This is a genomic window from Rhodococcus sp. 14-2470-1b (genome assembly GCF_002259415.1).
GTDB lineage: Bacteria > Actinomycetota > Actinomycetes > Mycobacteriales > Mycobacteriaceae > Rhodococcoides.
This window is the reverse complement of the sequence record NZ_NPFY01000001.1, coordinates 65,445-90,327: the sequence shown is the minus strand read 5'-3', so window position 1 is coordinate 90,327 and position 24,883 is coordinate 65,445. Positions and strand designations below refer to the sequence as shown.

The window sequence follows — 24,883 nt, the reverse complement described above, 5'->3', positions numbered from 1 at the left end:
GTGTCCACGCCATCCCTGCCCTCGGTGCCTCCACCTGCGTTCAGGGCCGCAGGAGTTCTCGTCGCGGTGGAAGGAGCGGTTGCCCTCGTCGCAGCGGTGGTCCTTCTCGTTCGCGCGATGAACGGCGTGGAGGACCAGGTCGCGAACGGGTACGGGACAGCTGGTTGGTTCGCCGTGATCGGGGTTGCCGTCGGCACGGCGGGTGTCGCTCTCGTTCTCGGCCAGCGGTGGGGGCGGGCAATTGCCCTCGTCGTTCAACTGTTGCTGTTGCCCGTCGTGTGGTCGTTGCTGACCGATTCTCACCAGCCTCTGTACGGAGTTCTGCTCGGTGTGGGCGCACTGGCGATACTCGTGCTGCTGTTCAGCCCGCCGTCGTCGAGGTGGATGGCAGCGCAGTACGTCGATGCCGACGACGAGACGCTCTAGCTGCGGGCGGATGCGCGCGCTGCGAGTGCCCTGAGTGGTTCGCCTCCTAGGCGGAACGCTGTCCATTCGCTCTGTGCCACCGCTCCGAGAGATTCGTAGAAGCCGATCGACGGCGTGTTCCAATTGAGCACCGACCAGCCGAGTCTGGTGTACCCGTGCGTCACGCACTCGGCTGCGAGTGCAGCGAGCAGGTCGGATCCGATTCCCGACCCCCTGAGCTCCGGCTGCACGTACAGGTCTTCGAGGTAGATGCCGTTCACGCCGTCCCACGTCGAGAAACTGAGGAACCACATCGCGAACCCGACGACCTGACCGTCGACGTCCGCGACGTGTGCGAACACCGACGGATCGGCACCGAACAGGGCCGAGCGGATCTGATCCGGACGCACGGTGCACTGCTCCCGCAGCTTCTCGTACTCGGCCAGTTCGTGGATCAGGCCGGTGATGGCGTCGACGTCTCGGTCGGTGGCCCGCCGAATCACGATGCAACTCCGGTCCGAACCGACGGATGGATGTTGTGCACCACGACCTGCCGGAACGAGTGCTCGAACCCGAGGACCGAATACGCGGCAGGGGCGAGGGCGAACCTCTTGCCCTCGGAGACCGGCAGTTCCAGCCAGCGAGTCAGCAGAGCCCTCGAGAAATGTCCGTGTCCGACGAGGACCACGTCGCGTTCGCCCAGGGCCGGAAGAATCACCGACAGCACCAGGTCCGCGCGTGCGCCGACCTGCTCGACGGACTCGCCACCCGGACACGGATGGGTCCACACGGTCCAGTGCGGCACCGTCCGTTGGATCTCGGCGGAGGTCTTTCCCTCGTAGTCTCCGTAGTCCCACTCGGACAGTGCGTCCCACTCCCGTTCGACAGTCAGCCCCGCGAGCTGCGCGGTCCGCAGCGCCCGCGTTCGTGGACTGCTGACGATCAACGGGTCACGCAGGCCGAGCTCGCCGACGAGTTCGCCTGCCGCGGCCGCTTGGCGTTCTCCGACGTCGGTCAGTGGAACGTCCGTCGTGCCGGTGTGCCGTCCCGAGGTGGCCCATTCGGTCTGGCCGTGGCGCAACAGAACTACACGTCCGGAAGCAGTAGTCCCGGAATCAGTGGACCCGGAAGCAGTGGACCCGGAATCAGGGGTCGAGGTGGGGGTGGCGCTCATGGAAGCAATGATGCCGTGTCGGGTGTCACAGGCCTGCAGGTGGTTACCCGTACAAAACGGATTGAGTCGGACGGGCCGTCGGTGGATACTGTTCCGGTCGCGCGACGCACTCGGTTGCTCGCGCATGGGGGCTGCCCGGGGATGCATCGAACTTCTCGGGGACGGATGGTCCACCGACGGAACGGACACACCGCGCACGTTGCCGTGCGTGTTCAGGCAGATGGTGGGCAGTGTTTCTGCTCACCGAGACACGAAGGACGATCGACCATGACGCAGCCAGGGGCAAGTCCGAATCCGGTGAAGCCGGACAAGCTCGACTCCGCCGTCCTCAAGATCGCGGGTGTCGTCGTTCTCGGCGCCATCATGTCCATTCTCGACGTCACCGTGGTGAGCGTCGCGCTTCCCACGTTCATGGACGTGTTCGACGCGACGTACGCGACTGTCGCCTGGACGATGACGGGATACACGCTGGCGCTGGCGACGGTGATTCCGCTGACCGGTTGGGCGGCGGACAGGTTCGGTACCAAGCGCCTGTACATCACCGCTCTCGTGCTGTTCGTGCTCGGCTCGGTGCTCTGCAGCTTCGCGTGGGACATCACCACGCTCATCGCTTTCCGTGTGCTTCAGGGACTGGGCGGCGGCATGCTGATGCCGCTCGGTATGACGATCATGACCAGGGCAGCAGGTCCGGAGCGGATCGGTCGCGTCATGGCCGTGCTGGGCGTGCCGATGCTTCTCGGACCGATCAGCGGCCCGATCCTCGGCGGATGGCTGCTGGAGGCTGCGAGCTGGCACTGGATCTTCCTGATCAACGTGCCGATCGGCGCGATCGCGCTGATCGCAGCAATCGTCATCTTCCCGAAGGACGACCCGACGCCGTCGGAATCGTTCGACTTCGTCGGCATGTTGATGCTCTCTCCCGGCCTCGCACTGTTCCTGTTCGGAGTGTCCTCGATTCCCGAGACCGAGACGGTGTTGGCTGTTCGCGTGCTGGTGCCCGCGATCGTCGGTTTCGTGTTGATCGTCCTGTTCGTCTTCCATGCGCTTCGCACCGAGCATCCGTTGATCGACCTCAGGTTGTTCGCCAACCGGGCGCTCACCGTGGCGGTCCTGACGACCGTCCTGTTCATGGTTGCGTTCATGGGCGCGGGTCTGCTGTTCCCGAGCTACTTCCTGCAGATCCGCGGGGAGACGACTCTGGCTGCAGGTCTGTTGCTGGCGCCTCAGGGAATCGGGGCGATGTTGACGATGCCCATCGCGGGCACCCTCGCGGACCGCATGGGCCCCGGCAAGATCGTGCTCGCGGGCATGGTGTTCATCACCGCGGGCATGGCTGTCTTCACACAGGTCGGTGCCGACACCTCGTACGTGATTCTGCTCGGTGCGCTGTTCGTCATGGGCATGGGTCTCGGTGCGACGATGATGCCGATCATGACCGCTGCTCTGCAGACGCTCACCGATCACAACGTCGCGCGAGGATCGACGTTGATGAACATCGTGCAGCAGACGGCGGGCTCGATCGGTACGGCGGTCATGTCGGTGGTGCTGACCAATCAGTTGAAGGACGTCGCGAAGGCGACGTCGCCGGTCGAGGCTCTCGACATCTCGGCGGGAGCGTTCGGCTCCACGTTCATGGTCGCGCTCGTGCTCATCGTGCTGACCTTCGTGCCGGCGTTCTTCCTGCCCCGGAAGAAGATCACTCCGGCAGAGGGTGCGGACAGCGCCAAACCGGTTATGCTGCACTGATTCCGGTGACGGGCGCGTCGGACCGGGACTGTTCCTGGCCCCTTCCCGACGCGCCCACGACCCGCTCGCTCTGGCCGATCGCCCCGATGTAGGCAAGGATCGGGGGCGTGACGACAGTACTGGCGGTAGCGAATCAAAAGGGCGGCGTCGCGAAAACCACCACGGTGGCTTCACTTGCGGCGGCGCTTCATGCACTGGACCGGCGGGTTCTGGTGGTCGATCTCGACCCGCAGGGGTGCCTGACGTTCTCCCTCGGGCACAACCCCGACAAACTCGAGACGTCCGTGCACGACGTCCTGACGGGGGATACCCCGGCGGCCGAAGCGCTGCTCGAGACCGACGAGGGTATCGACCTGCTTCCGGCAACGATCGATCTCGCGGGCGCCGAGGCACTGTTGCTCATGCGTGCGGGCCGTGAATACGCGCTGAAGCGAGCGCTGGCGCCGATTCTCGACGACTACGACGTCGTGATCATCGACTGCCCGCCGTCGTTGGGTGTGTTGACACTCAACGGGTTGACGGCCGCCCGGTCGGTACTGGTGCCGCTGCAATGCGAAACACTTGCGCACCGCGGCGTCGGCCAGCTGCTGCGTACGGTCTCGGAAGTTCAGCAGATCACCAATTCCGAACTGTCGCTTCTCGGCGCGCTCCCCACGTTGTTCGACGCACGCACCACGCACAGCCGCGACGTTCTCGGTGATGTCTCCGACCGCTACTCCCTTCCGGTTCTCGATCCGCCCATTCCTCGGACGGTGCGTTTCGCGGAGGCGTCGGCTTCGGGGGCGACAGTGTTGTCGGGTCGAAAGAGCAAGGGTGCGCAGGCGTATCGAGACCTGGCGGGGAACCTGTTGGAGCACTGGGAGAACGGATCCCCGCTCCGCACCTATTCGCCCGAGGACTGACCCTCCGTGCCGGAGAGTGCAACCAGGTCGGTACCGCGTTGTTCGATGAGTACGTCGCCGACGACGGCGAGTCCGACCGGGCCGGAGTAGTCACCGCGGTCGACCGGGATCGTTCGTTCGGCGGTACCCGTCGACGGATCGATGACCGCTGTGCCGTCCTGGACCGGTAACAGCAGGCGTCCGGCCATCAGTGTGCCGGGGCCGAGCGCGCCGGGCACGGTCCACTGCGGTGACAGATCGCTCAGATCCAGTGCGACAGTGCTGGATCCGGTCCACCAGCTGAAGACGTTCGCGGCCTTGACGACCGTCGGATACAGATCGGCCGGTACCTCGGGCACCGTCCCGTCCGGAAGATCGAATTCGGTGAGAGGCTGAGCATTGCCGTCGAACAAGGCGACCTTCGCTGGTTCACCGGAATGCGGAGGGATCGACAACGCCACCCGATCCCCCGAGGCAATGAGGACACGCGCCCCCTCCACTGGGCCGTCGGCGCTGGTCAACGACGCGACGACGCTGGAGCCGTACTCCTGAGGTTCGGTGGCGTCCTTCGGCGCTGGGTTCATGGTGGTCAACCGTGCACCCGACTCCTCGGGGCACTGTTCGAGTACCGCGACGCGGGAACTGTTCGATGCGGTGGACAGCAGGGTGCAGCCGGTGCGAGGTTGGGTGCCGGGGTTCTGCGGGGCGTCGACCCGTCCGTACTCGAGGGTCCGTACGAGGTCCGAACGCCAGAGTTCCATGCGCGTGTCACCCTGGGACGTGACGTAGGTTCCGTCGTCGCTGAGACGGACTTCGGAATCTGCATCGCTGGATCGCTGAGCTTTGCGTGATCCCGTCGCCCCGTCCAGTTCGGTGACCTGTGCGCATCCACGGTCGTCCGCGAACACGGCGACGGCGGTGTTCCATGCACTTGTCACCGCGCAGAGCGGAACGTCCCTGCGGTAGCTCCAGGCTGTCTCACCGGTGGACGGATCCAGACCGTTCACTCCGCCGTCGTCACCGCTCACCACGGCGCTGCCGGTGACCACCGGTGTCGACGTGAGCGGGCTCTGCGCTCGCCACACTTCGGTCAACGACGCAGGCACCGCGAGTGCGGTGGTGGCCTGCGGCAGTGGGGTGGGTGCGGTCTCGGACGTCGTGCCGTGTGCGTCGCTTCGGAACCAGATCACCCCGGCAGCGAGCACCGCGACAACCAGAATGGTTGCCGCGGCGACGAGATCCGAGCGTCGACGACGTTCGGGTGCAAGCACAGAAGAAGGCTACTCGGCTGCCGGTGCTGACGCGGGCGACGACTCGGGGGTGGAGCTCGCCTGTCCGGACGAGGCGGGCGAGCGGCGGCGGCGACGCCGACGCTTGGGTGCCGCGCCGTCACCGGACGGGGCGTCACCGCTGGTGCCCGACTCGGTCGGGGCGCTGTCCGTGGACGTATCCCCGCCTGCGGCTGTGCCGTTGGTTGCAGCTGCATCGGCCTTGCCGCCGCGGGTGCGACGGCGGGCGCGGGTTCGGCGTGGCCGAGAAGGTTCGGCTGCTGCATCCGAATCGACGGCACTGTCGACGCTGTCGGCGACTTCGCCGTTGTCGCCCGTGTGCGCGCGTTCGGTCCGCTCCGGCGCCTTCTTGATCGAGCCGGTCACGCCGTCGGGGATGCCCAGTTCCTCGAAGAGGTGCGGTGAGCTCGAGTAGGTCTCGACCGGATCCGGGATTCCGAGATTCAGCGCTTTGTCGATCAGCTGCCAGCGAGGGATGTCGTCCCAGTCGACGAGGGTCACGGCGATGCCGGTGCGGCCCGCGCGGCCGGTGCGGCCGATGCGGTGGACGTAGGTCTTCTCGTCCTCCGGGCACTGGTAGTTGATGACGTGAGTGACGTCGTCGATGTCGATGCCTCGCGCTGCCACATCGGTCGCGACCAGGACGTCGATGCCGCCGGTCCGGAACTTCTTCAGTGCCTTCTCGCGCTGGATCTGTCCGAGGTCACCGTGCACGGCACCCACGGCGAACCCGCGTTCGAGGAGTTCCTCGGAGACCTTCTGCGCGGTGCGCTTGGTGCGGGTGAAGATCATGGTCGCTCCGCGGCCTTCTGCCTGGAGGACCTTGGACACCATCTCGACCTTGTCGAGAGCGTGCGCGCGGTAGATGTGCTGCGCGGTGCGATCGTGCACGGCGGAGGACTCTGCTTCCTCGGCGCGGATGTGCGTGGGCTGCGTCAGGAACGTGCGTGCGAGCGTGATGATCGGTCCGGGCATGGTGGCCGAGAACAGCATCGTCTGGCGACGACCACGCGTGGAGCCTCCGGCCGAGGGACCGCTGGGCACCATGCCGAGGATGCGCTCGATGTCGGGGAGGAATCCGAGGTCGAGCATCTCGTCGGCCTCGTCGAGAACGAGGACGCCGATCTTGCCGAGGATGAGGTGGCCCTGTTTGGCGAGATCGAGGAGACGACCGGGGGTGCCGACGACGACGTCGACGCCCTTCTGCAGCTGTGCGATCTGGGCCTCGTAGGGACGCCCGCCGTAGATGGACAGGATCTCGACGGACTTGCCGCCGGACTTCAGGAACTTGGACGCATTGGTCAGATCCGAGGTCACCTGAACACACAGTTCGCGGGTGGGGACGATGACGAGCGCGCGGGGTGTTCCGTCGAGTGCCGCGGTGCCGGAGTCGGTCGTGGCTATGCGGTGCAGAAGCGGTACGCCGAAGCCGTACGTCTTGCCCATTCCGGTCCTGGCCTGACCGATGAGGTCGTCGCCGGCGAGGGCGAGGGGGAGGGTCAGCTCCTGGATGGCGAAGGTCCGCTCGATGCCGATGGCAGTCAAAGACTTGACGATGTCCTCGCGAACGCCGAGTTCCGCGAAGGTCGGGGGTACGTGTGTGTCGTCGAGCTGGGCGGACAGGGTGGTGTCGCCGGTGTCGGATTCTTGGTCGATAACGATCTTGCTCAGGGGTCTGGCCTTCCTCGTGTTCACACGTACGCACAAGGAAGGGCACAGGCCTATTGCCGGCCGAAGTCGATGCCCTCGATCCTGGTCTGTGATTTCGCCTCGAGCCTCAGCCGTGTCGGTGGAACGTAGTGGTACTCGACAGGCGGCGAAGCAGTCGTAGCGACCCGGATCAGGTGCGCACACATTGTCGGTGTGGTTCGACGCGTGGAAAATCGGTCCGTGTCATCGGTCCGGGCGTCGATCCGTGCACCATGGTAGCTTGCCGACCGTCCAAAACCCGTATTCCGAGCTTTGCGGGACGTGAGAGGCTCCGCGTTTCGGTGACAGCGCGCACGTGCGTCGGGCGCGACTACGATCGATTCTCATGGGAGCCCACTCGCCTGAATCGTTCGCCGCCGACGCTCTACCGACCACCACGGGAGCCCTTCCCGACGCCACGGAAACCTCCGATGCGCAGCCGCGTATTCCGTTCGATCATCCGGGAGTGTCCGAGCTGTACGCGGTGCTCGCGTACGGGGAGATCTCGGCGTTCTACCGCCTGGCCGAGGACGCGCGATCGGCGCCGTCGATGCAGGGGCGGGTGGCGTTGGCGAGTATGGCGGCGGCCGAGATGAACCACTTCGAGACCCTCGTGTCCGCGTTGTCGGATCGCGGTCTCGACGTGTACTCCGCGATGGATCCTTTCGTGCGCGCATTGGACGATTACCACGCGTCGACCAACCCGTCGACGTGGCTCGAAGTGCTGGTCAAGGCTTATGTGGGTGACGGGTTGGCCGCTGATTTCTACCGCGAGATCGCGCACACTCTCGATCCGGCCGTCGCGGCGACGGTACGAGAGGTGCTTGCCGAGACGGGTCACTCGGAGTTCGTCGTGCACGAGGTGTCCACCCGGGTGTCCGCCAGTTCTCAGGACAAGGCGCGGTTGATGTTGTGGGGGCGCAGGCTGCTCGGCGAGGCGATCACGCAGGCGCAGTACGTCCTTGCTCAACGCGAGAGTCTGACCGATCTGGTGATCACGGCATCGGGTGATCTCAACGGTGTCGCCGCTCTGTTCGATCGGATGCAGGAGCAGCACGCGGAGCGCATGCGGGTGCTCGGGCTGGTCTGAGACCAGGATGTTCGCTGACAGCACACCGTCGGACGTCACCGTCGCCGCGTGGCTGCACTAGCCTGGTCGAAGCAGCTGAAGTTTTCTCTACTGAGTTCGGAGGTTGGCCGTGGAGGTCAAGATCGGTGTGTCGGAAAGCTCTCGCGAGCTCGTCGTGAACAGCGCCCAGTCGCCCGAGGAGGTCGAGGCGCTCGTCGCCGAGGCACTCGCCGGCAAGAAGGACGTGCTGTCCCTGGTGGACGAGAAGGGACGTAAGTACCTCGTCCAGTCGGCACGAGTCGCGTACGTGGAGATCGGTCCGGCCGACGCCCGCAAGGTCGGCTTCGCCACGGCCTGAGCCAGTCCTACGACGAAGGGCCGCGCACATGTGCGCGGCCCTTCGTCGTTCGATCGTGTGGACTACGGAGCTTGCAGCGGCACGTGAGACAGGCCGCCCCAGGCGAGCGACACGGTGGTGTCGACGGCGTCTTCCTTGGAGATCGGGCGGTCCGCTTCCAGCCAGTAGCGTGCCGTGAACTGACTTGCTCCGACGAGTCCGACGGCGAGCACGCGGGCGCGGTAAGGGTCGAGGCCGGAATCGTGTGCAACGAGATCGAACACCGCGTCGACGCACGCTTCGGTCGCCTGCTCCACTCGGGCGTTGACCTGCGGGTCGCCCATCAGATCGGACTCGAACACGAGCCTGAATCCCTGGGTGTCGGTGTCGACGAAGTCATAGAACGCAAGTACGGCAGCTCGGACGCGCTTGCGGTTGTCGGTCGTCGATCGCAGGGCCTGGCGCACGCCGGCTATCAGGGTGTCGACGTAGCTCTGCAGTACGGCGAGGTAGAGCTCGAGCTTGCCGGGGAAGTGCTGGTAGAGCACCGGCTTGCTGACGCCGGCACACTCGGCGATCTCGTCCATTCCCGACGCGTGATATCCGCGACTGACGAACACTTCGCTTGCAGCCGCGAGAAGTTGCGCACGGCGCGCGTCGCGAGGCAACCGCGCACTGCGTCGGTTCGCCGGTGAGGTGGAACGGTCCGAGGACATTCGATCCGCCAGTTCTGTCATGTAAGAAGTTCCCATCCGCATCGTCACCGCGCCGAAGGGGTGTCCGTAGCGCAGGTCGTTCAGCAACGATACTCGCAGCACGCCGCATCGTCGGGACGGTGGTGCGCCAGTCGCAGTGATGGATACCAGCGAAACGGCGCTCCCACCTCGTTTCGCGTGCATATCAGCGGTGTGAAGATTGTTCTCAAGTACAAACATCGGCGCGGCGAACGGCGGATGCCGGTGACTGTGAGATTCTGGCGAGGTGAGTGACCGAGGTGGGCCGCGACGCAGCGGGAGGGCGTGGGCCGACGACGAGTACGACGATCAGCGCCCGGACTCTGCGTCTCGGCGCGTCGAGCGGCGTCACCCCGTCGAGGATCGGGGCCGGGACGGGGACTTCTCCCGCGGTGTCGGCGGCCGGGGTTCTCACCAACCGCTGCGGGCTCAATGGGATCCGACGGCGCGCGACGACTCGGCTCGCACCCGTGCGCCGCGGCCGCCTCGGAAGGCGAAGAAGCAGTCCAAGCTCGGCAAGTTCACGTCGGTGTACGGGTGGCGCGCCTATGCGGTTCCGATTCTGCTCGTGGTGACCTCGTTGGTGGTGTTCGATGCGGTTCGTACCGGCGAGCCGACGACGACGGCGTCGTCGGGCATCGATGAGCCGGCGGACCCGGGTTTCGGTGCCCTCAGTCCGAGTGGAGATTCGACGGGTGTGATCGGTGTTCCGCCTGCTGCGGACGGCAACTTCGCGGATTCGATTCCCTCCGGTGAGCTGCCCGACGGTGGTTCGTTCACGGTCCAGGGTGCGGGGACGTGGCATGTCGTGCAGGGCGCGACCGGTCAGGTGGGCCAGGGGAGCGAACGGGTGTTCACCTACACGGTCGAGGTCGAGGACGGTGTCGACACGGCCGGTTTCGGCGGCGAGGAGTCGTTCGGCCGACTCGTCGATCAGACGCTGGGCAATCCGAAGAGCTGGACCAACGATCAACGCTTCGCGTTCCGACGGATCGACCAAGGTGAACCGGACTTTCGGATCTCGCTGACGTCTCAGATGAGCATTCGGCAGGCGTGCGGGTACGACATTCAGCTGGAAGTGTCGTGCTACAACCCCGGTATCGGCCGGGTCGTCCTCAACGAGCCGCGCTGGGTTCGAGGGGCCATCGCGTTCCAGGGTGACATCGGTTCCTACCGGCAGTATCAGATCAATCACGAGGTCGGGCACGCCATCGGGTACCAGCAGCATCAGCCGTGCGAAACCGACGGTGGTCTGGCGCCGGTGATGATGCAGCAGACGTTCGGAACCGCCAACGACGACATCGCGCGGCTCGATCCGGAGGGCGTGGTTCCGATGGACGGAAAGACGTGTCGATTCAATCCGTGGCCGTATCCGCGAGGCTGATTTCGGCGAGTAGCGTGGCCTGAAGTCCGCTGCCGTGGCACCAGGTCACGGTCGGCGGTGCCCGCGAGGAGAAAGCAAGTCGATGAGCGTGTTGCCGCCCCTGGTGGAACCGTCGGGCCCGTTGTCCTACGACGAGGTCGCCCGCTACAGCCGCCACCTGATCATTCCCGACGTCGGAACTGTCGGTCAGCGACGTCTTCGCGCCGCACGTGTGCTCGTCATCGGCGCCGGAGGCCTCGGCTCGCCCGCACTGCTGTACCTGGCCGCAGCCGGGGTGGGCACGCTGGGCATCGTGGAGTTCGACGACGTCGAACTGTCCAACCTTCAGCGTCAGGTCATTCACGGGGCGTCCGACGTGGGGCGGCCCAAGGCCGTCAGCGCGCGTGAGTCCGTCCTCGAGCTGAACGACGGCGTCGACGTGCGGCTGCATCGGATGCGGCTGGACAACAGCAACGCGGTCGACTTGTTCCGGCAGTACGACCTGATTCTGGACGGCACCGACAATTTCGCGACGCGATATCTGGTCAACGACGCTGCGATCCTGGCGGGCAAGCCGTACGTGTGGGGGTCGATCTACCGGTTCCAGGGCCAGGTCTCGGTGTTCTGGGAGGACGCCCCCGGTGGTCTCGGGCTGAACTACCGCGACCTCTACCCGGAGGCGCCGCCACCGGGACTGGTGCCGTCGTGCGCCGAAGGCGGTGTGCTCGGTGTGCTGTGCGCGTCCGTCGGTTCCATCATGGTCACCGAGGCGATCAAACTGATCACGGGGATAGGTGAGACCTTGCTGGGGCGGCTCATGATCTACGACGCGTTGTCGATGAGCTACCGAACCCTGAACGTCCAGCGGGACCCGGATCGGCGTCCGGTCACCGAGCTGATCGACTACGACGAATTCTGCGGTGTGGTTACCGACGAGGCAGCCGATGCCGCCGAATCGTCGTCGATCACCCCCGCGGAACTCGCGGCATTGTTGAAGGGGCCCGACGAGATCGCATTGATCGACGTGCGTGAGCCGGTGGAGTGGGACATCGTCAGGATCGACGGCGCGACGCTCGTTCCGAAGGGGCGATTCCTGTCCGGTGAGGCGATGGCGGAGCTTCCGCAGAATCGCCGAATCGTTCTGCACTGCAAAACCGGAATTCGGTCGGCGGAGGTGTTGGCGGTTCTGAAGAAGGCCGGTTTCGCCGACGCTGTTCACCTGCACGGTGGCATCGTCGCGTGGGCTCGTCAGGTGGATCCGTCTCTTCCGGTGTACTAGCGCGCCTTCCTCACCGTCGGAGGTGGCCCACGGTAGCGTGACGGACGTGAGCTCACTGGAACCCCCTCAGCACGTGATCTCCACATTCGGGCTGCGTGACGTACCTCCCGTGCCGCTCGGTGCGGATTGGGACGGTGGCTGGAGGCTCGGCGACGTCGTGCTCTCGCCGGTCGCCGACCACGCGCGAGCCGCGTGGTCCGCGAAGGTGCGCGAGACCTTGGCCGTGGACGGTCTCCGTCTGGCGCGTCCGGTGCGGTCGACGGACGGCCGCTACGTCGTCAGTAGTTGGCGCGCGGACACGTTCATCGTCGGCTCGCCGGAACCGCGGCACGACGAGGTCGTCTCCCTGTCGGTGCGGTTGCATGCCGCGACTGCCGGTCTGGAACGTCCGCGCTTTCTGGTGCAGCCGCCCGTGGCGCCGTGGTCCGACGCGGACGTGTTCACCGCCGCGGACCGTGCGGCGTGGGAGGCGACGCCGTTGCGTGTGGCGCGTGCGGCCGGGGCGCCTGAGGTCACCTCGGCCGACGGCAAGCAGAGCCTGGAATTGATCAAGCAGCTTGCGAGCCTCCGCAAGCCGGTGGGTGTCGGTGATCAGTTGGTGCACGGTGACCTGTTCGGGACCGTGTTGTTCGACGGAAGCGAGGCGCCGGGCATCACCGACATCGCGCCGTATTGGAGGCCGGCCTCCTGGGCGGCCGCGGTGACGGTCGTCGACGCGATCTCGTGGGGCGGAGCCGACGACGCGTTGATCGGGCGGTGGGAAGATCTTCCCGAGTGGCCGCAGATGTTGTTGCGCGCGTTGATCTTTCGCTTTTCCGTTCATGCGCTCCACCCGCGTTCGACCCCGGAGGCATTCCCCGGTCTCGCGCGCACCGCGGACCTGGTCAGGCTGCTGCTCTGAGCGCCGAGGACTCGGGAGTCAGTGTTCCGGCGCCTCGAGTTCGTCGAAGAACCTCAGTGATGCCGTGCGAGCGCCTTCGGCGTCGCCGCGGACGATGGCGTCGACCAGTGCCGAGTGCTCGTCGTCGTATCCGTTGTCGTGGTCCGCGACGTGATGGTGCATCGTCTGGACGATGATCGGCATCAGCGAGTCGTAGAACTCGAGGTAGATGGCATTGTGGCTGGCCGCGACGATGGCGCGGTGGAATCTGGCATCGACCGCGATCGCGGTGTCGGTGCCGTCGTGCGCCCACGCCGAGTGCCTGTCGGCGAGTGCCGCGGTCAACGCGGCGACGTCGGCAGCGTCGCGGCGTTCGGCCGCCAGCATCGCCGCAGTCACTTCCAGGGTGCGTCGCAGCTCGGTGACGTCGCGATCCTGCGCGTCGGCGAAGTACTTACCGAGCGTTCCGCCCAGGTCCGAGGTCGCCAGCACGAATGTGCCCGACCCTTGACGGCGTTCGACCATTCCTGCGTGCACGAGGGCCTGCACTGCCTCGCGGACGGTGTTACGGCCGGTGCCGGTCAGTTCACAGAGCTCGGCCTCGGTGGGGATTCGGGTGCCGACGGGCCAGCGTTCGGCCACGATCTCGGCCCGCAGTTGCGCTGTCACCTGCGAGATCAGGCTGGACCGTTGAACCTGCTGCACCCGTGCTCTCCCCGTCGTCGTTCGATGTTGTCGGCTTGTCGTTCGGCGGTCAGTTTAACTTCTTTGCGTCTGGTGATCCGGTCATCCTATGATTTCTGCCGTGAGTACTACCGCAACGACAGAGACCGGGGCAGGCGCCGAGGCGCAGAACCTTCTGCGCGGACGCGTCCTGGTATTCGCCGCGATCATCGTCTCCGCGTTGACGCTCCGCGCGGCAGTGACGTCCATCAGCCCGTTGTTCGGCCGTATCGGAACCGACCTGCAGTTCGGGTCGTCCGTCGTGGGACTCATCGGCATGCTTCCCCCGGCGATGTTCGCCGTCTTCGGACTGCTGACGCCCGTCCTGGTCAAGCGAACCGGTATGGAACGCGCCGCTCTTCTCGCGATGGCGTTGACGACGGTCGGCATGGCCACCCGGGCCTTCGCTCCGGGTACCGCGTCGCTCATTCTTCTGTCCGCAGTGGCTCTCGCCGGAATGGGAATCGGCAACGTCGTCATCCCGCCTCTGGTGAAGCGGTACTTCTCCGACCGACTCGCCATCGTCAGCACCATGTATATCTGCGCACTGCAGGTCAGCACCATGGTCCCGCCGTTGCTGGCGGTGCCGGTCGCCGACGCGCACGGGTGGCGACTGTCCATCGGAATCTGGGCGCTCGTCGGCCTGGCCGCTGCTGTGCCCTGGCTGGGCGTGGTGATGTCGCGTCGCGGCCACGATGTCGCGGACACGACCGGCGAGGGCGGCACGTCCGCTGTGCACGAGAAACCGCAGGGTCGTATCTGGCGGTCGTCGCTGGCCTGGGGGATGGTCGGCATGTTCGCGATGACGTCGTTCATCACCTACGCGATGCTGACGTGGCTGCCGACCGTGCTCACCGACGCAGGCATCGGGGAGGCCGCAGCAGGGGCGTCGGTGGCCGCGTTCGGTGGAATGGGGCTGATCGCGTCACTCGCCGCGCCGTCGCTCTGCGCTCGGCTGCGCAACCCGTACGGCCTCGTCGTCGCCGCCGCCGTCTTCTACCTGGTGGGGTTCGCCGGCCTGCATTTCACCCCGACCAGTGGAACAGTGGTGTGGGTCTGCCTCGTCGGGCTCGGCACGATGACGTTCCCGATGTCGTTGACACTCATCAACCTTCGGACACGCACTCCGGCGGGATCATCCGGCCTGTCCGGGTTCACGCAGGGATTGGGCTACGTGGTCTCGGCGACGGGTCCGCTGTCCTTCGGCTTCCTGCACACGCTCTCCGGGGGCTGGGGCATCCCGATCCTGGTTCTCACCGGATGCGTCGCGATTCAGCTGGTCGCGGGATATCTGTGCTGTAAGCCCCGCATGCTCGAAGACACGTGGTGAGACGCGGGCTAGACGACACTCGGTGATCTCACGGCGGGCTTTGCGTGTTCGTGAGACCAAGTTAATCAAGGGGTCACCGCGCGCAGCGCCCGCGCAACATGGCTTTTCTATCTTTGGGTCTCCCACGCGATCAGGAGGCCCACGTGACCAGCATTCCCGAGGCACCACAAGCCGATGCGGCGCCCGATTCGACACCCACACCGTCGACACCCCCTCCGGGGACGGTGCCGGTGTCGATCAAGCACCGCATCAGCCACTGGAACTCCGAGGACGTCGCGGCCTGGGAGGCCGGTGGAAAGGCGATCGCGAAGCGGAATCTGATCTGGTCCGTTGTCGCCGAGCACGTCGGCTTCTCCATCTGGTCGATCTGGTCGGTCATGGTGCTGTTCATGCCTGTGTCGGTGTACGGAATCGACGCCGCAGGAAAATTCTTCCTCGTCGCCGTCCCCACGCTCGTCGGCGCTGTGCTTCGTATCCCGTACACCTTCGCGACAGCGAAGTTCGGCGGTCGGAACTGGACGATCTTCAGCGCTCTCGTTCTTCTGGTCCCGACGGTTCTGACCATGTACTTCATGCTGAACCCGGCGTCGTACACGACCTACATCGTCGTCGCGGCGTTCGCGGGCCTCGGCGGCGGCAACTTCGCGTCGTCGATGACCAACATCAATGCGTTCTACCCGCAGCGTGAGAAGGGCTGGGCGCTCGGCCTGAACGCAGGCGGCGGCAACATCGGCGTTCCCGTGATTCAGCTGATCGGTCTGCTCGTGATCGCGACGATCGGCAACACGGCACCGGAGATCGTCTGCGCCGTCTACCTCGTCTTCATCGCGATCGCAGCCGTCGGCGCCGCACTGTTCATGGACAACCTCGACAACCAGAAGACCAACGGACGCTCCATGATCGATGTCCTCAGGTTCTCGGACTCGTGGTGGATCGCGTTCCTCTACATCGGCACCTTCGGTTCGTTCATCGGTTTCAGCTTCGCGTTCGGCCAGGTGTTGCAGATCAACTTTCTCGCGGGATTGACCGACGGTGCACCGGCGACGGCCGCCCAGCAGGCGCAGGCGTCGCTCCACGCAGCTCAGATCGCTTTCCTCGGACCACTTCTCGGATCCGTCTCCCGCCCGTTCGGCGGCAAGCTCGCAGACAAGATCGGTGGCGGCAAGATCACGCTGTACACCTTCGTGTCGATGGTGTTCGCCACCGGCATTCTGGTGGCCGCAAGCACCTGGGACGACAACACCGCGGGGGCCGCCAGCGGCACGATGATGGCGCTGTTCGTCGTCGGATTCATTCTGCTGTTCCTGCTGTCCGGTCTCGGCAACGGCTCGGTCTACAAGATGATTCCGGCGATTTTCGCCGCCAAATCAACCGAGCTGCAGGGCATGTCGACCGAGGAACAGCAGCACTGGTCCCGCCGGATGTCCGGAGCGCTCATCGGAATCGCAGGCGCCATCGGCGCATTGGGCGGCGTCGGCATCAACCTGGTTCTGCGTGCGTCGTACTCCGGGGAGGCGAAGTCCGCGACCACGGCCTTCTGGGTGTTCCTTGCCTTCTACGTACTGTGCTGCGCGGTGACGTACGCCGTCTACCTGCGCAAACCGCGCGTGATTGCCGACGAGGCAACTCAGTCCTCGGTGGAAGTCTGACGCCCCAAAGTCTTTCAATGCTCTGCAGTAATTCTCGGAAGGAACCCCTGATGAAGAACGCGACGAAGAACGCGGTGGTCATCGGTCACGGCATGGTCGGACATCGCTTCGTCGAGGCATTGCGGTCTCGCGACGAGGCAGCGGAATGGAAAGTCACCGTTCTCTGCGAGGAGGCACTGCCTGCCTACGACCGCGTCGGCCTGTCGTCGTACGTCGGGGCCTGGGATCACAAGGAGCTCGCGCTCGCCGGCAACGACTACCCGGGTGACGCCGCGGTGGACATGCGGCTCGGTGTCCGCGCGGACAGCGTCGACCGCGAAGGTAGGACGGTTGCGACGTCGACCGGTGAGGTGATCGGTTACGACGCACTGGTGTTCGCGACGGGCTCCTACCCGTTCGTGCCCCCCATCACCGGACACGACCTGGACAAGTGCTTCGTCTACCGCACCCTGGACGATCTGGATCGCATCCGCGCCCGCGCCGAGGCTGCGGGACCGGGCGCGGTCGGCGTGGTCGTCGGCGGTGGCCTCCTGGGGCTGGAGGCAGCCAACGCGCTGAAGAAGCTCGGAATGACTCCACACGTCATCGAGTTCGCGCCGCGGTTGATGCCGCTGCAGGTCGACGAAGGCGGCGGCGCGCTCCTGGCGCGGCTGGTGACCGACCTGGGGCTGAACGTGCACACCGGCGTCGGAACGTCGTCCATCACCGAGAACGACAGCGCCGGGCTGACGGTCGAACTGTCCGACGGCAACACCATCGACGCGGCCCTGCTGGTCTTCTCCGCGGGTGTGCGGCCGCAGGATCGGCTGGCACGGGAGAGCGGTCTCGACGTCGGAGAACGCGGCGGCATTCTTGTCGACGCCGGGTGCCGCACATCCGATTCGGCAGTGTTCGCCATCGGAGAGTGTGCGGCCGTCGACGGTCGTTGCTACGGACTGGTCGCCCCGGGATACTCGACGGCGGAGGTCGTCGCGGACAGGTTGCTCGGCGGCGCTGCCGAGTTCCCGGGTGCGGACATGTCCACCAAACTCAAATTGATGGGCGTGGACGTCGCCAGTTTCGGCGACGCCATGGCCGCAACACCGGGTGCACTCGAGGTCGTCTTCAGCGACGCACCGAAGGGGACGTACGCCAAACTGGTCGTCTCCGACGATGCGAATACGTTGCTCGGTGGAATTCTCGTCGGCGATGCCACCGCCTACTCGTTGCTGCGTCCGCTCGTCGGTCGCGAATTGCCGGGCGATCCAGGCTCGTTGATCTCACCAGTAGCGGAGAAAGTGGGCATCGGCGCACTTCCCGACGAGGCCGAGATCTGCTCGTGCAACGGTGTCACCAAAGGTGCGATCTGCGGTGCGATCGCGGACGGCGCGTGCGATGTCGCCTCGGTCAAGAGCTGCACCACCGCCGGTACCACGTGCGGAGGCTGCCTGCCGTCCATCAAGCAGCTGTTGGCGGCGTCCGGTGTCGTGATGTCGAAGGCACTGTGTGAGCACTTCGGCCAGTCCCGCGCGGAACTGTTCGAGATCGTCCGTGCGACGAACACGCGCACGTTCTCGTCGCTGATCGCCAAGTACGGAACGGGAAGTGGATGCGATATCTGCAAACCTGTCGTCGCGTCGATTCTGGCGTCCACCTCCTCGGATCACATTCTCGACGGCGAACAGGCATCCCTGCAGGACACCAACGATCACTTCCTGGCGAACATCCAAAAGAACGGAACCTACTCGGTCGTACCGCGAATGCCGGGCGGCGAGTGCACCCCGGAGCAACTCATCGTCATCGGTGAGGTCGCCCGGGACTTCGGGCTCTACACCAAGGTCACCGGTGGCCAGCGCATCGATCTGTTCGGTGCACGCGTCGAGCAGTTGCCCGCCATCTGGAAGCGCCTGGTCGACGCAGGCATGGAATCCGGCCAGGCGTACGGCAAATCGCTGCGGACGGTGAAGAGCTGCGTCGGGTCGAGCTGGTGCCGATACGGTGTCCAGGATTCGGTGGGAATGGCCGTCGATCTCGAAAACCGTTATCGCGGACTGCGGTCCCCGCACAAGATCAAGTTCGGAGTGTCCGGTTGCGCACGCGAGTGCGCCGAGGCCCGCGGGAAGGACGTCGGCGTCATCGCGACCGAACACGGCTGGAACCTGTACGTCGGCGGCAACGGTGGACAGTCCCCGAAGCACGCTCAGCTGCTGGCGTCGAACCTCGACGATGCGACTCTGGTCAGCTACATCGACAGATACCTCATGTTCTACGTGCGGACCGCAGACCGACTCCAGCGCACTGCGCCGTGGCTCGATTCTCTCGACGGTGGTCTCGATCATCTGAAGGCCGTCGTGTGCGAGGACAGCCTGGGCATCGGGGCCGAGTTGGAGGCCGACATGGAGCGCCACGTCGCGGGCTACAAGGACGAATGGGCAGGCGTACTCGAAGACGAGGAGAAGCTCGGCCGGTTCGTGTCGTTCGTCAACGCTCCCGCGGAGTCGGACCCGACCATCTCGTTCGACGACACCGGCCGGCGCAAGGTGCCGGTGTTGATGGGCATGCCGAAGATCGGCGCCTGAGCACCTCACGCGGGCCGGTTCCTGGGTCTGCACGCATGTGCACACCCGGGTAATCGGCCCTTAACGACGAAGAAACATCGGCACAGTGCAATTGCATCAGGAGGTCCGACACCATGACTGTCATCGATTCGCTCAACACCACCACACCGGCCGCGAGCAGCATTCCAGCGACCCGTGAGTGGACACCGGCGTGCACCGTCGATTCCCTGGTGCCAGGCAGGGGAGTAGCCGTGCTGTTGCGTGGAGGCACACAGGTGGCCCTGTTCCTGCTCGAGACGGGCGAGACCTTCGCCGTCGGCAACGTCGACCCGTTCGGTCGGGCGGCCGTCATGTCCAGAGGACTCGTCGGCGATCGGGCTGGGGAGGCGACCGTCGCGTCGCCGCTGCTCAAGCAGGTTTTCTCGCTGGTCGACGGACGGTGCCTCGACGATGAGAGCGTCGGCCTCGGTTCCTTCGAGACCAGGACGGACGGCGGCGTCATCTACGTTCGGGGCGAATCGACGTGACGAGTGCAGCCGAGGCGGGAACGGAGTCGTGCGCTGCGACACCGATCTCGGGGGAGCCTCTGGCCGGATTCGCCGTCGGGATCACCGCGTCACGCCGGGCCGACGAGTTCGAGACATTGCTGCAACGACGAGGTGCAACGGTCATGCATGCACCCGCGATCCGAATCATTCCGCTGGCCGACGACGCCGAGCTGGAACGCGTGACCGAAGAGATCATCGCCGACCCTCCGGAGATAACCGTCGCCACCACGGGTATCGGTTTTCGAGGATGGATCGAGGCCGCGGAGGGGTGGGGCCGAGCAGAAGCGTTGAACGAGGCCCTCGCGGCGTCGAGAGTTCTTGCTCGCGGGCCCAAGGCGAAGGGCGCCATTCGAGCCGCCGACTTGCGAGAAGAGTGGAGCCCGGCGTCCGAATCCTCGGCGGAGGTGCTCGAACACCTGCTCGCCGAGGGCGTCGACGGCACACGGATCGCGGTTCAGCTGCACGGTGCCACGACCGAATGGGAGCCGGTGCCGGATTTCTGCGAAGCGTTGCGCAATGCCGGCGCCGAGGTCGTGCCGGTTCCGGTGTACCGGTGGACGGCTCCGGACGACAGCTCACCGATGGACCGGATGATCGAGGCCGTCGTCCTCGGGGATCTCGACGCGATCAGTTTCACGAGCGCCCCGGCGGTGGTGTCGCTGTTGATGCGGGCGGACGAAAACGGTGTTCTGGACGCGTTGTTGCATTCTTTGCGGACGCGCGTTCTCGCCGTGTGCGTCGGACCGGTCACCGCGGCGCCGTTGGAACAATCGGACGTGCCGACGACGCAACCGACGCGGGCCCGGCTGGGATCGCTCGCGCGGCACATCGCCGAGGAACTACCGAGACGTGCCGCTCCGATGAACGCAGGCGGTCACTCGCTGAGTGTGCGGAGCCGATGCGTCGTCGTGGACGGTGTGGTTCGGGCGGTGTCTCCGGCGGGCATGGCGATCCTGAAGACGTTGGCTGCCAAGCCGGGTCGCGTCGTCTCCAGGGACGATCTGCTCGGCGCACTCCCCGGAGGAGGCGACGACACCCATGCCGTCGAGACGGCCATGACGAGATTGAGATCCTCTCTCGGTGCCCCGAAAGTGATTCAGACAGTGGTCAAGCGGGGCTATCGCCTCGCGATCGATCCGGTCGACACACTCCCCGATGCACCATCCGACACCGGCGTCGCGGCCGAGGGTGTCGGTGCAGCTGCATACCAGGAAGGAAGCAAGTACTGACATGAACGACATTCGCTCTGCCGCAACACCTTCGCTGGTGTTGGTGGCACATGGAACTCGCAATCCACGCGGCGTCGAGATGATCGCGACACTGGCCGAGGCCGTCGGCGTCGAGGTCGGACCGACCCGGGTGGCGTTCGTCGACGTGCTCGGGCCGTCGCCGGCCGAGGTACTGCGCGAGCTGGAGGGTCCCGCTGTGGTGGTCCCGGCGTTTCTGGCGTCCGGGTATCACGTGCACACCGACGTTCCGCGTGAGGTCGCCGCGAGCGAGCATCCGTGCACGACGGTGACGCCGGCACTCGGACCGGACCGGGTGTTCGCCCGAGTGATGGTGGACCGACTGCTCGCGGCGGGCTGGCGACCGGGTGATGCCATCGTGTTCGCTGCGGCCGGGTCGTCGGATCGGCGCGCCCTCGCCGAACATCGCCGCGCTGCACTGATGGTGGCTGAACTGACCGAAGTGCCGGTCCGAATCGGCTATGTCGCAACCGCCGCCCCCACCGTTCCCGACGCCGTGGCGACACTACGGTCGCACGGCCACCAGCGGGTGTTCGTGGCGTCGTATCTGTTGGCAAGGGGGCTTTTTCACGACCGGTTGTCCGACGCCGGGAGCGACGGCGTGGCCGACCCTCTCGGGCTGCATCAGGGCATCGTGGACCTCGTCGTCGACCGATTCCGTAGCGGCTCCGCCGAGCTTGCGGCGCGGTCGAACGACTACTCGCGCGGGTCCGTGCGGTAATTCACCGAGGCAGGAGCACCAGTTCGACGGGTACGTCGGGTTCGTGCTGCGGCGGGATCAACGCTACGGCGTCGCTGTCGATCAGAGTGCGCAGATGGGCGGTCCTGATGCCGGGGGAGACGCGCCAGCGAGCGCCGTCCCGCACAACGGGCACGATGCGCGTCGTCGACGCCTTGTCGGTCCCGCTCACGTATCCCAGCAGCGGAGGCCGGGGAGTTCGCGCGGTGAGAGCGTCGACGACGGCGGGTCCAGTCACCATGACCGTCGCGACGGCCGCGAACGGATTACCGGGCAGTCCGAGCACCACCGTGCCGTCCGGTAGCACCGCTGTGATCTGCGAACCGCCCGGACGGACGCGCGTGCGGTGCACCACGATGTCCGCATCCGCGTCGACGAGCGCGCTGCGCAGAGAATCGGCGGCTCCGCCTCCGGTCGCACCGACGACGACGACGAGATCGGCGTCGGTGGGGTCGGCGAGGAGATCGTCGAACGCCGTGGGCGAATCGTCGAGGTGTTCAGAGTCGGTCGTGGAGATCCCGCACGCAGCCAGATAGTTCGGCAAGACCGGCCCGATGGTGTCGCGGGTCTGCCCTGGTTGCAGCACGCCGGATCCCTGAATCTCGTTCCCGCTGAGAATTATTCGTGCTCGGACCGGTCCGCGTACTGCGAAGTCCTCGATCTCGGCGCCGAGGGCGACGGACACGAGGGCGGCCCCGACTTCGGTCCCCGCCGGGGCCAGTACCGTTCCGGCGATCCAATCCTCGCCCGCACGCCGAGTGTCGTCGCGCACGGGTGCACCCTCGGCTCGATCCAAGTCGTCACCGGACACTCGCACGTCTTCGTCTCGTACCACCGAGTCCGCTCCCGCGGGAACGTGGGCGCCGGTGGCGATGCGCATGGCTTCCCCGCGCCCCAGCGGCCGGTGGCCCGATGTGCCTGCGAACGCGATCTCGCTGCGAATCATCCACGGCCCCGTCCCGCACACCGCGTATCCGTCCATCGCCGAGATGTCGACCGGCGGCAGAGGGGCCGCCGCGATCACGGGCTCGCTCGAGGTCGCACCGAGAGCGTCACGGGTGGCCGTACGTCGGGTCGGAATGGGGCGCAGCCGGTTTCGGATCGTGTCGCGTGCCTCGTCGACGGTCGGTACGGGTTGAGCCGGCAAGTACTCGGCGAGGTGTCGCCGCGCCAGACTCAGATGCTCGGGAGTGTCGCAGTCGTCGACTCCGTCGATGTGGATCACGCGGTGATCCTGCGGAATCAACGCACGCATCGGCGCATCCCGCGTGTACGGGAGATCGTCGATGCTGCGCCTGAGCGCTGCGGTGTTCCAGACACCGAAGAGGTACTGCGTGCGTCCGTCGCCGTCCGCCGCGAACGTGGCGGCCGCGGCGGACGACTCCGCCACGAGGCGATCGATCGCCGCGGCGTCGACGAACGGGAGGTCCGCGGCCAGTACCAGAAGTGCTTTCGAGTCACCGGTACCGGCGCTGCGATCGCGGAGGGCGTCCAACCCCGCTGCGATCGCCGCGACCGGCCCGGACCCGGCGGGATTCTCGCGGGTTTGCACAATGTGTGGCGCCAACTCCGGTCGATGCGGTCCGACGACAACGATGGTGCCTGCCACCACGACCGCGTCGATCATCCTCTGCACCATACTGATTCGGCCGACAGTCAGGCCTGGTTTGTCGACGCCGTGCATCCTGCGTGCGGCGCCTCCCGCAAGGATGACCGCATCGACACCGGTGATTCTCATGTCGGGAGCGGCACGTTCTGCAGCCGAACCTGCCCCCGGGCGATGGCCTTTCCGCTGTCCGTGGCGGTGATCGTGACCAGCCACAGTTGCTGAATTCGGCCTTGCTGCAGCGGTTCTGCGACGACGTCCACCCTGCCGCCCTTGCTGGCGCGAAGGAAATCGGTACCGTTGTGCACACCGACGGCGAACTCGCCTCGATCCTTCACCGCTTCGCTCGCGCCGATGCTCGCAGCGGATTCGACTGCCGCGGTGTAGACCCCACCGTGCACGACGCCCCACGGAGTGTGATGGTCCTCCGACAGCTCGATGTGGCCGACCACCCGAGTTCCGGAGATCTCGTCGATGACCAGTCCGGCTGCCGCGACGAAGGGGCTCGCCTTACCGAGTGCGTACTTGGCAGTCGGGCGAGGATCGAACGGTCCGAGGTTCATGCTCTCCGAGGTTAGTCGGCGCCGAACACGAACCGAATTTCCCCCAGGCGCACGCGCCCGTCGACGGCGAGGACGCCTTCGCTCCGCAGGTTCTCCAACTGGCGAGTCGCGAGGTGAGGTGCCGGTCTGCCGCTCACCGGCAGCACCCGATGCCACGGCAGGTCCGCGGAGTCGGTGCGCATGATCCACGCCACGATGCGCGGACTCGACAGGCCCGCCGCGGCAGCGATGTCCCCGTAGGTACTGACGCGTCCAGCGGGAATCGACGCGACGAGTTCGCGGACCCGTTCGACCTGCTCGTCGGTGATCGCTGCCATCTACAGGAGCCGACGCACCAGCTCGGCGACCTCTGCGGGCTTGGCCTGAGCCACCATGTGGTCGCAGTCGAACTCGAGGACGGTCAGGTTGTCCCCGAGTCGATCGGACAACGCGGCCTTGAACTTGTCTCCGACGTACGGAGGTTGCACGCGCATCGCCTGCACCAGAATCGTCGGCAGATCGGCAGGAGGAACCACGAGCGGCCGGGCGAGTTCACCCCACGACGAGACGATCGCCGGGGTCGAGATCCGCCAGGCGACACGCCCCTCGTCGGCGTCGACGAGGTGGTCCTCCACCTCCTGATCGAGCAAAGCCGGATCGACATCGGCCCACGCGCCGTTCAGTTTCTCCGACTTGGCTTCCTCGGCGTCGGTGTAATCGGGGAACTTCGCCGTGAGCCCAGCCACCTCGAGCAGATCCGACGGGTCCAGCTCGATCGCCGGATCGAGCAGCAGCAACCCGCGTACCTTCTCGGGGTGGGACTTCGCGAGGTGTACGGCCAGCGCACCGCCGTACGAGTGACCGACGACGACCACGGGGCCGCGCGCATGCGCGTCGATCAGCTCGCTCAAGCCGTCGACCTGAGCGTCGATGTCCCACGGCGGCGTCCACGGCGACCGGCCGTGGCCGACGAGATCGGGGGCCAGGACGCGGACGTCGGCCAGATGCCGTTCGGCCAGATGCGCCCATCGAGCGCCGTGGCCCGTCATTCCGTGAACAGCGAGAACCTCCGGGCCGTCGGCGGGACCGTACGTGTAAGAGTTCAACTTCGGCACG

24 protein-coding genes are annotated in these 24,883 nt (G+C 66.1%); 14 read left to right on the top strand and 10 right to left on the bottom strand.

The window, feature by feature from the left end; genetic code table 11:
- Positions 1 to 426: a hypothetical protein gene (locus tag CH293_RS00440; RefSeq protein WP_037111119.1), complete on the top strand. Its 426-nt coding sequence runs from the start codon at positions 1 to 3 to the stop codon at positions 424 to 426.
- Here CH293_RS00440 and CH293_RS00435 read toward each other — a convergent pair.
- Together CH293_RS00435 and CH293_RS00430 are read right to left on the bottom strand one after the other, a co-directional pair.
- Positions 423 to 908 carry a GNAT family N-acetyltransferase gene (locus CH293_RS00435; protein WP_094719049.1) on the bottom strand — a complete coding sequence of 162 codons (486 nt, stop codon included), beginning with the start codon at positions 906 to 908 and terminating at the stop codon, positions 423 to 425. The two genes, CH293_RS00440 and CH293_RS00435, sit on opposite strands and share 4 nt — an antisense overlap.
- Positions 905 to 1,579: an acid phosphatase gene (locus CH293_RS00430; protein ID WP_255122638.1), complete on the bottom strand. Its 675-nt coding sequence runs from the start codon at positions 1,577 to 1,579 to the stop codon at positions 905 to 907. The genes CH293_RS00435 and CH293_RS00430 overlap by 4 nt, the downstream gene beginning before the upstream one ends.
- Positions 1,580 to 1,846: 267 nt before the next feature.
- On the opposite strand from CH293_RS00430, the gene CH293_RS00425 reads away from it, so the two are divergent.
- Positions 1,847 to 3,325, top strand: a complete 1,479-nt coding sequence (locus tag CH293_RS00425) for a DHA2 family efflux MFS transporter permease subunit (protein ID WP_037111118.1) — start codon at positions 1,847 to 1,849, stop codon at positions 3,323 to 3,325.
- 107 nt (positions 3,326 to 3,432) lie between these two features.
- The gene (locus CH293_RS00420) at positions 3,433 to 4,227 is read left to right on the top strand and encodes a ParA family protein (RefSeq protein WP_094719047.1); all 795 of its coding nucleotides are present in this window, start codon (positions 3,433 to 3,435) and stop codon (positions 4,225 to 4,227) included.
- Here the strand turns inward: CH293_RS00420 and CH293_RS00415 are convergent.
- Both CH293_RS00415 and CH293_RS00410 read right to left on the bottom strand, forming a co-directional pair.
- A complete protein-coding gene (locus CH293_RS00415; RefSeq protein ID WP_094719046.1) occupies positions 4,209 to 5,477 on the bottom strand; it encodes a PQQ-binding-like beta-propeller repeat protein in 1,269 nt (422 codons plus the stop codon). The genes CH293_RS00420 and CH293_RS00415 overlap by 19 nt on opposite strands.
- Before the next feature lie 9 nt (positions 5,478 to 5,486).
- Entirely contained in the window at positions 5,487 to 7,190 is a 1,704-nt protein-coding gene (locus tag CH293_RS00410) for a DEAD/DEAH box helicase (protein WP_217900732.1), read from the bottom strand.
- A gap of 340 nt (positions 7,191 to 7,530) precedes the next feature.
- Here CH293_RS00410 and CH293_RS00405 point away from each other — a divergent pair, with 340 nt between their 5' ends.
- Both CH293_RS00405 and CH293_RS00400 read left to right on the top strand, forming a co-directional pair.
- Positions 7,531 to 8,274 carry a ferritin-like fold-containing protein gene (locus CH293_RS00405; protein ID WP_255122637.1) on the top strand — a complete coding sequence of 248 codons (744 nt, stop codon included), beginning with the start codon at positions 7,531 to 7,533 and terminating at the stop codon, positions 8,272 to 8,274.
- Between the two features lie 109 nt (positions 8,275 to 8,383).
- Positions 8,384 to 8,611, top strand: coding sequence for a DUF3107 domain-containing protein (locus CH293_RS00400; protein ID WP_170945117.1), 228 nt, complete (start codon positions 8,384 to 8,386; stop codon positions 8,609 to 8,611).
- A gap of 62 nt (positions 8,612 to 8,673) precedes the next feature.
- On the opposite strand, the gene CH293_RS00395 is transcribed toward CH293_RS00400, so the two are convergent.
- On the bottom strand, positions 8,674 to 9,327 hold the full coding sequence (locus CH293_RS00395; protein WP_037111517.1) for a TetR/AcrR family transcriptional regulator: 654 nt from the start codon (positions 9,325 to 9,327) through the stop codon (positions 8,674 to 8,676).
- 244 nt (positions 9,328 to 9,571) lie between these two features.
- Between CH293_RS00395 and CH293_RS00390 the strand changes: the two genes are divergently transcribed.
- The 3 genes from CH293_RS00390 to CH293_RS00380 all read left to right on the top strand — a co-directional run bounded on the left by CH293_RS00390 (position 9,572) and on the right by CH293_RS00380 (position 12,867).
- Positions 9,572 to 10,708 carry a DUF3152 domain-containing protein gene (locus tag CH293_RS00390; protein ID WP_094719044.1) on the top strand — a complete coding sequence of 379 codons (1,137 nt, stop codon included), beginning with the start codon at positions 9,572 to 9,574 and terminating at the stop codon, positions 10,706 to 10,708.
- 82 nt (positions 10,709 to 10,790) lie between these two features.
- A complete protein-coding gene (gene moeZ, locus CH293_RS00385) occupies positions 10,791 to 11,966 on the top strand; it encodes an adenylyltransferase/sulfurtransferase MoeZ (protein ID WP_037111112.1) in 1,176 nt (391 codons plus the stop codon).
- 46 nt (positions 11,967 to 12,012) lie between these two features.
- Positions 12,013 to 12,867: a TIGR02569 family protein gene (locus CH293_RS00380; RefSeq protein ID WP_037111516.1), complete on the top strand. Its 855-nt coding sequence runs from the start codon at positions 12,013 to 12,015 to the stop codon at positions 12,865 to 12,867.
- Positions 12,868 to 12,885: 18 nt separating this feature from the next.
- On the opposite strand, the gene CH293_RS00375 is transcribed toward CH293_RS00380, so the two are convergent.
- Entirely contained in the window at positions 12,886 to 13,551 is a 666-nt protein-coding gene (locus tag CH293_RS00375; RefSeq protein WP_037160916.1) for a FadR/GntR family transcriptional regulator, read from the bottom strand.
- 100 nt (positions 13,552 to 13,651) lie between these two features.
- Between CH293_RS00375 and CH293_RS00370 the strand changes: the two genes are divergently transcribed.
- The 6 genes from CH293_RS00370 to CH293_RS00345 all read left to right on the top strand — a co-directional run bounded on the left by CH293_RS00370 (position 13,652) and on the right by CH293_RS00345 (position 21,601).
- The gene (locus CH293_RS00370) at positions 13,652 to 14,899 is read left to right on the top strand and encodes an MFS transporter (protein ID WP_037111515.1); all 1,248 of its coding nucleotides are present in this window, start codon (positions 13,652 to 13,654) and stop codon (positions 14,897 to 14,899) included.
- A gap of 224 nt (positions 14,900 to 15,123) precedes the next feature.
- A complete protein-coding gene (locus CH293_RS00365) occupies positions 15,124 to 16,548 on the top strand; it encodes a NarK/NasA family nitrate transporter (protein ID WP_094719043.1) in 1,425 nt (474 codons plus the stop codon).
- Positions 16,549 to 16,598: 50 nt separating this feature from the next.
- Entirely contained in the window at positions 16,599 to 19,106 is a 2,508-nt protein-coding gene (gene nirB / locus CH293_RS00360; RefSeq protein WP_094719042.1) for a nitrite reductase large subunit NirB, read from the top strand.
- 113 nt (positions 19,107 to 19,219) lie between these two features.
- On the top strand, positions 19,220 to 19,612 hold the full coding sequence (gene nirD / locus CH293_RS00355) for a nitrite reductase small subunit NirD (protein WP_037111104.1): 393 nt from the start codon (positions 19,220 to 19,222) through the stop codon (positions 19,610 to 19,612).
- Positions 19,609 to 20,862 (top strand): uroporphyrinogen-III synthase, encoded by a 1,254-nt coding sequence (locus tag CH293_RS00350; protein WP_094719041.1) that lies wholly within the window; start codon positions 19,609 to 19,611, stop codon positions 20,860 to 20,862. The genes nirD and CH293_RS00350 overlap by 4 nt, the downstream gene beginning before the upstream one ends.
- 1 nt (position 20,863) lies before the next feature.
- Positions 20,864 to 21,601, top strand: coding sequence for a sirohydrochlorin chelatase (locus CH293_RS00345; protein WP_094719040.1), 738 nt, complete (start codon positions 20,864 to 20,866; stop codon positions 21,599 to 21,601).
- A gap of 1 nt (position 21,602) precedes the next feature.
- On the opposite strand, the gene CH293_RS00340 is transcribed toward CH293_RS00345, so the two are convergent.
- From CH293_RS00340 to CH293_RS00325, 4 genes are read right to left on the bottom strand one after another with little or no spacing between them, the layout of a single operon-like run.
- Positions 21,603 to 23,357, bottom strand: a complete 1,755-nt coding sequence (locus CH293_RS00340) for an NTP transferase domain-containing protein (RefSeq protein ID WP_094719039.1) — start codon at positions 23,355 to 23,357, stop codon at positions 21,603 to 21,605.
- Positions 23,354 to 23,788, bottom strand: coding sequence for a PaaI family thioesterase (locus tag CH293_RS00335; RefSeq protein ID WP_094719038.1), 435 nt, complete (start codon positions 23,786 to 23,788; stop codon positions 23,354 to 23,356). Before CH293_RS00335 ends, CH293_RS00340 begins: the two co-directional genes overlap by 4 nt.
- Before the next feature lie 11 nt (positions 23,789 to 23,799).
- A complete protein-coding gene (locus CH293_RS00330; RefSeq protein ID WP_037111096.1) occupies positions 23,800 to 24,105 on the bottom strand; it encodes an MGMT family protein in 306 nt (101 codons plus the stop codon).
- Positions 24,106 to 24,882, bottom strand: a complete 777-nt coding sequence (locus tag CH293_RS00325) for an alpha/beta fold hydrolase (RefSeq protein ID WP_094719037.1) — start codon at positions 24,880 to 24,882, stop codon at positions 24,106 to 24,108.
- Between the last annotated feature and the right edge of the window lies 1 nt (position 24,883).

Coding starts and splice junctions, on each gene's coding strand:
- CH293_RS00430 (WP_255122638.1), bottom strand. CDS start 1,579: ATGAGCGCCACCCCCACCTCGACCCCTGATTCCGGGTCCACTGCTTCC.
- CH293_RS00425 (WP_037111118.1), top strand. CDS start 1,847: ATGACGCAGCCAGGGGCAAGTCCGAATCCGGTGAAGCCGGACAAGCTC.
- CH293_RS00405 (WP_255122637.1), top strand. CDS start 7,531: ATGGGAGCCCACTCGCCTGAATCGTTCGCCGCCGACGCTCTACCGACC.
- CH293_RS00395 (WP_037111517.1), bottom strand. CDS start 9,327: ATGACAGAACTGGCGGATCGAATGTCCTCGGACCGTTCCACCTCACCG.
- moeZ (WP_037111112.1), top strand. CDS start 10,791: ATGAGCGTGTTGCCGCCCCTGGTGGAACCGTCGGGCCCGTTGTCCTAC.
- nirB (WP_094719042.1), top strand. CDS start 16,599: ATGAAGAACGCGACGAAGAACGCGGTGGTCATCGGTCACGGCATGGTC.
- nirD (WP_037111104.1), top strand. CDS start 19,220: ATGACTGTCATCGATTCGCTCAACACCACCACACCGGCCGCGAGCAGC.
- CH293_RS00345 (WP_094719040.1), top strand. CDS start 20,864: ATGAACGACATTCGCTCTGCCGCAACACCTTCGCTGGTGTTGGTGGCA.
- CH293_RS00340 (WP_094719039.1), bottom strand. CDS start 23,357: ATGAGAATCACCGGTGTCGATGCGGTCATCCTTGCGGGAGGCGCCGCA.
- CH293_RS00335 (WP_094719038.1), bottom strand. CDS start 23,788: ATGAACCTCGGACCGTTCGATCCTCGCCCGACTGCCAAGTACGCACTC.
- CH293_RS00330 (WP_037111096.1), bottom strand. CDS start 24,105: ATGGCAGCGATCACCGACGAGCAGGTCGAACGGGTCCGCGAACTCGTC.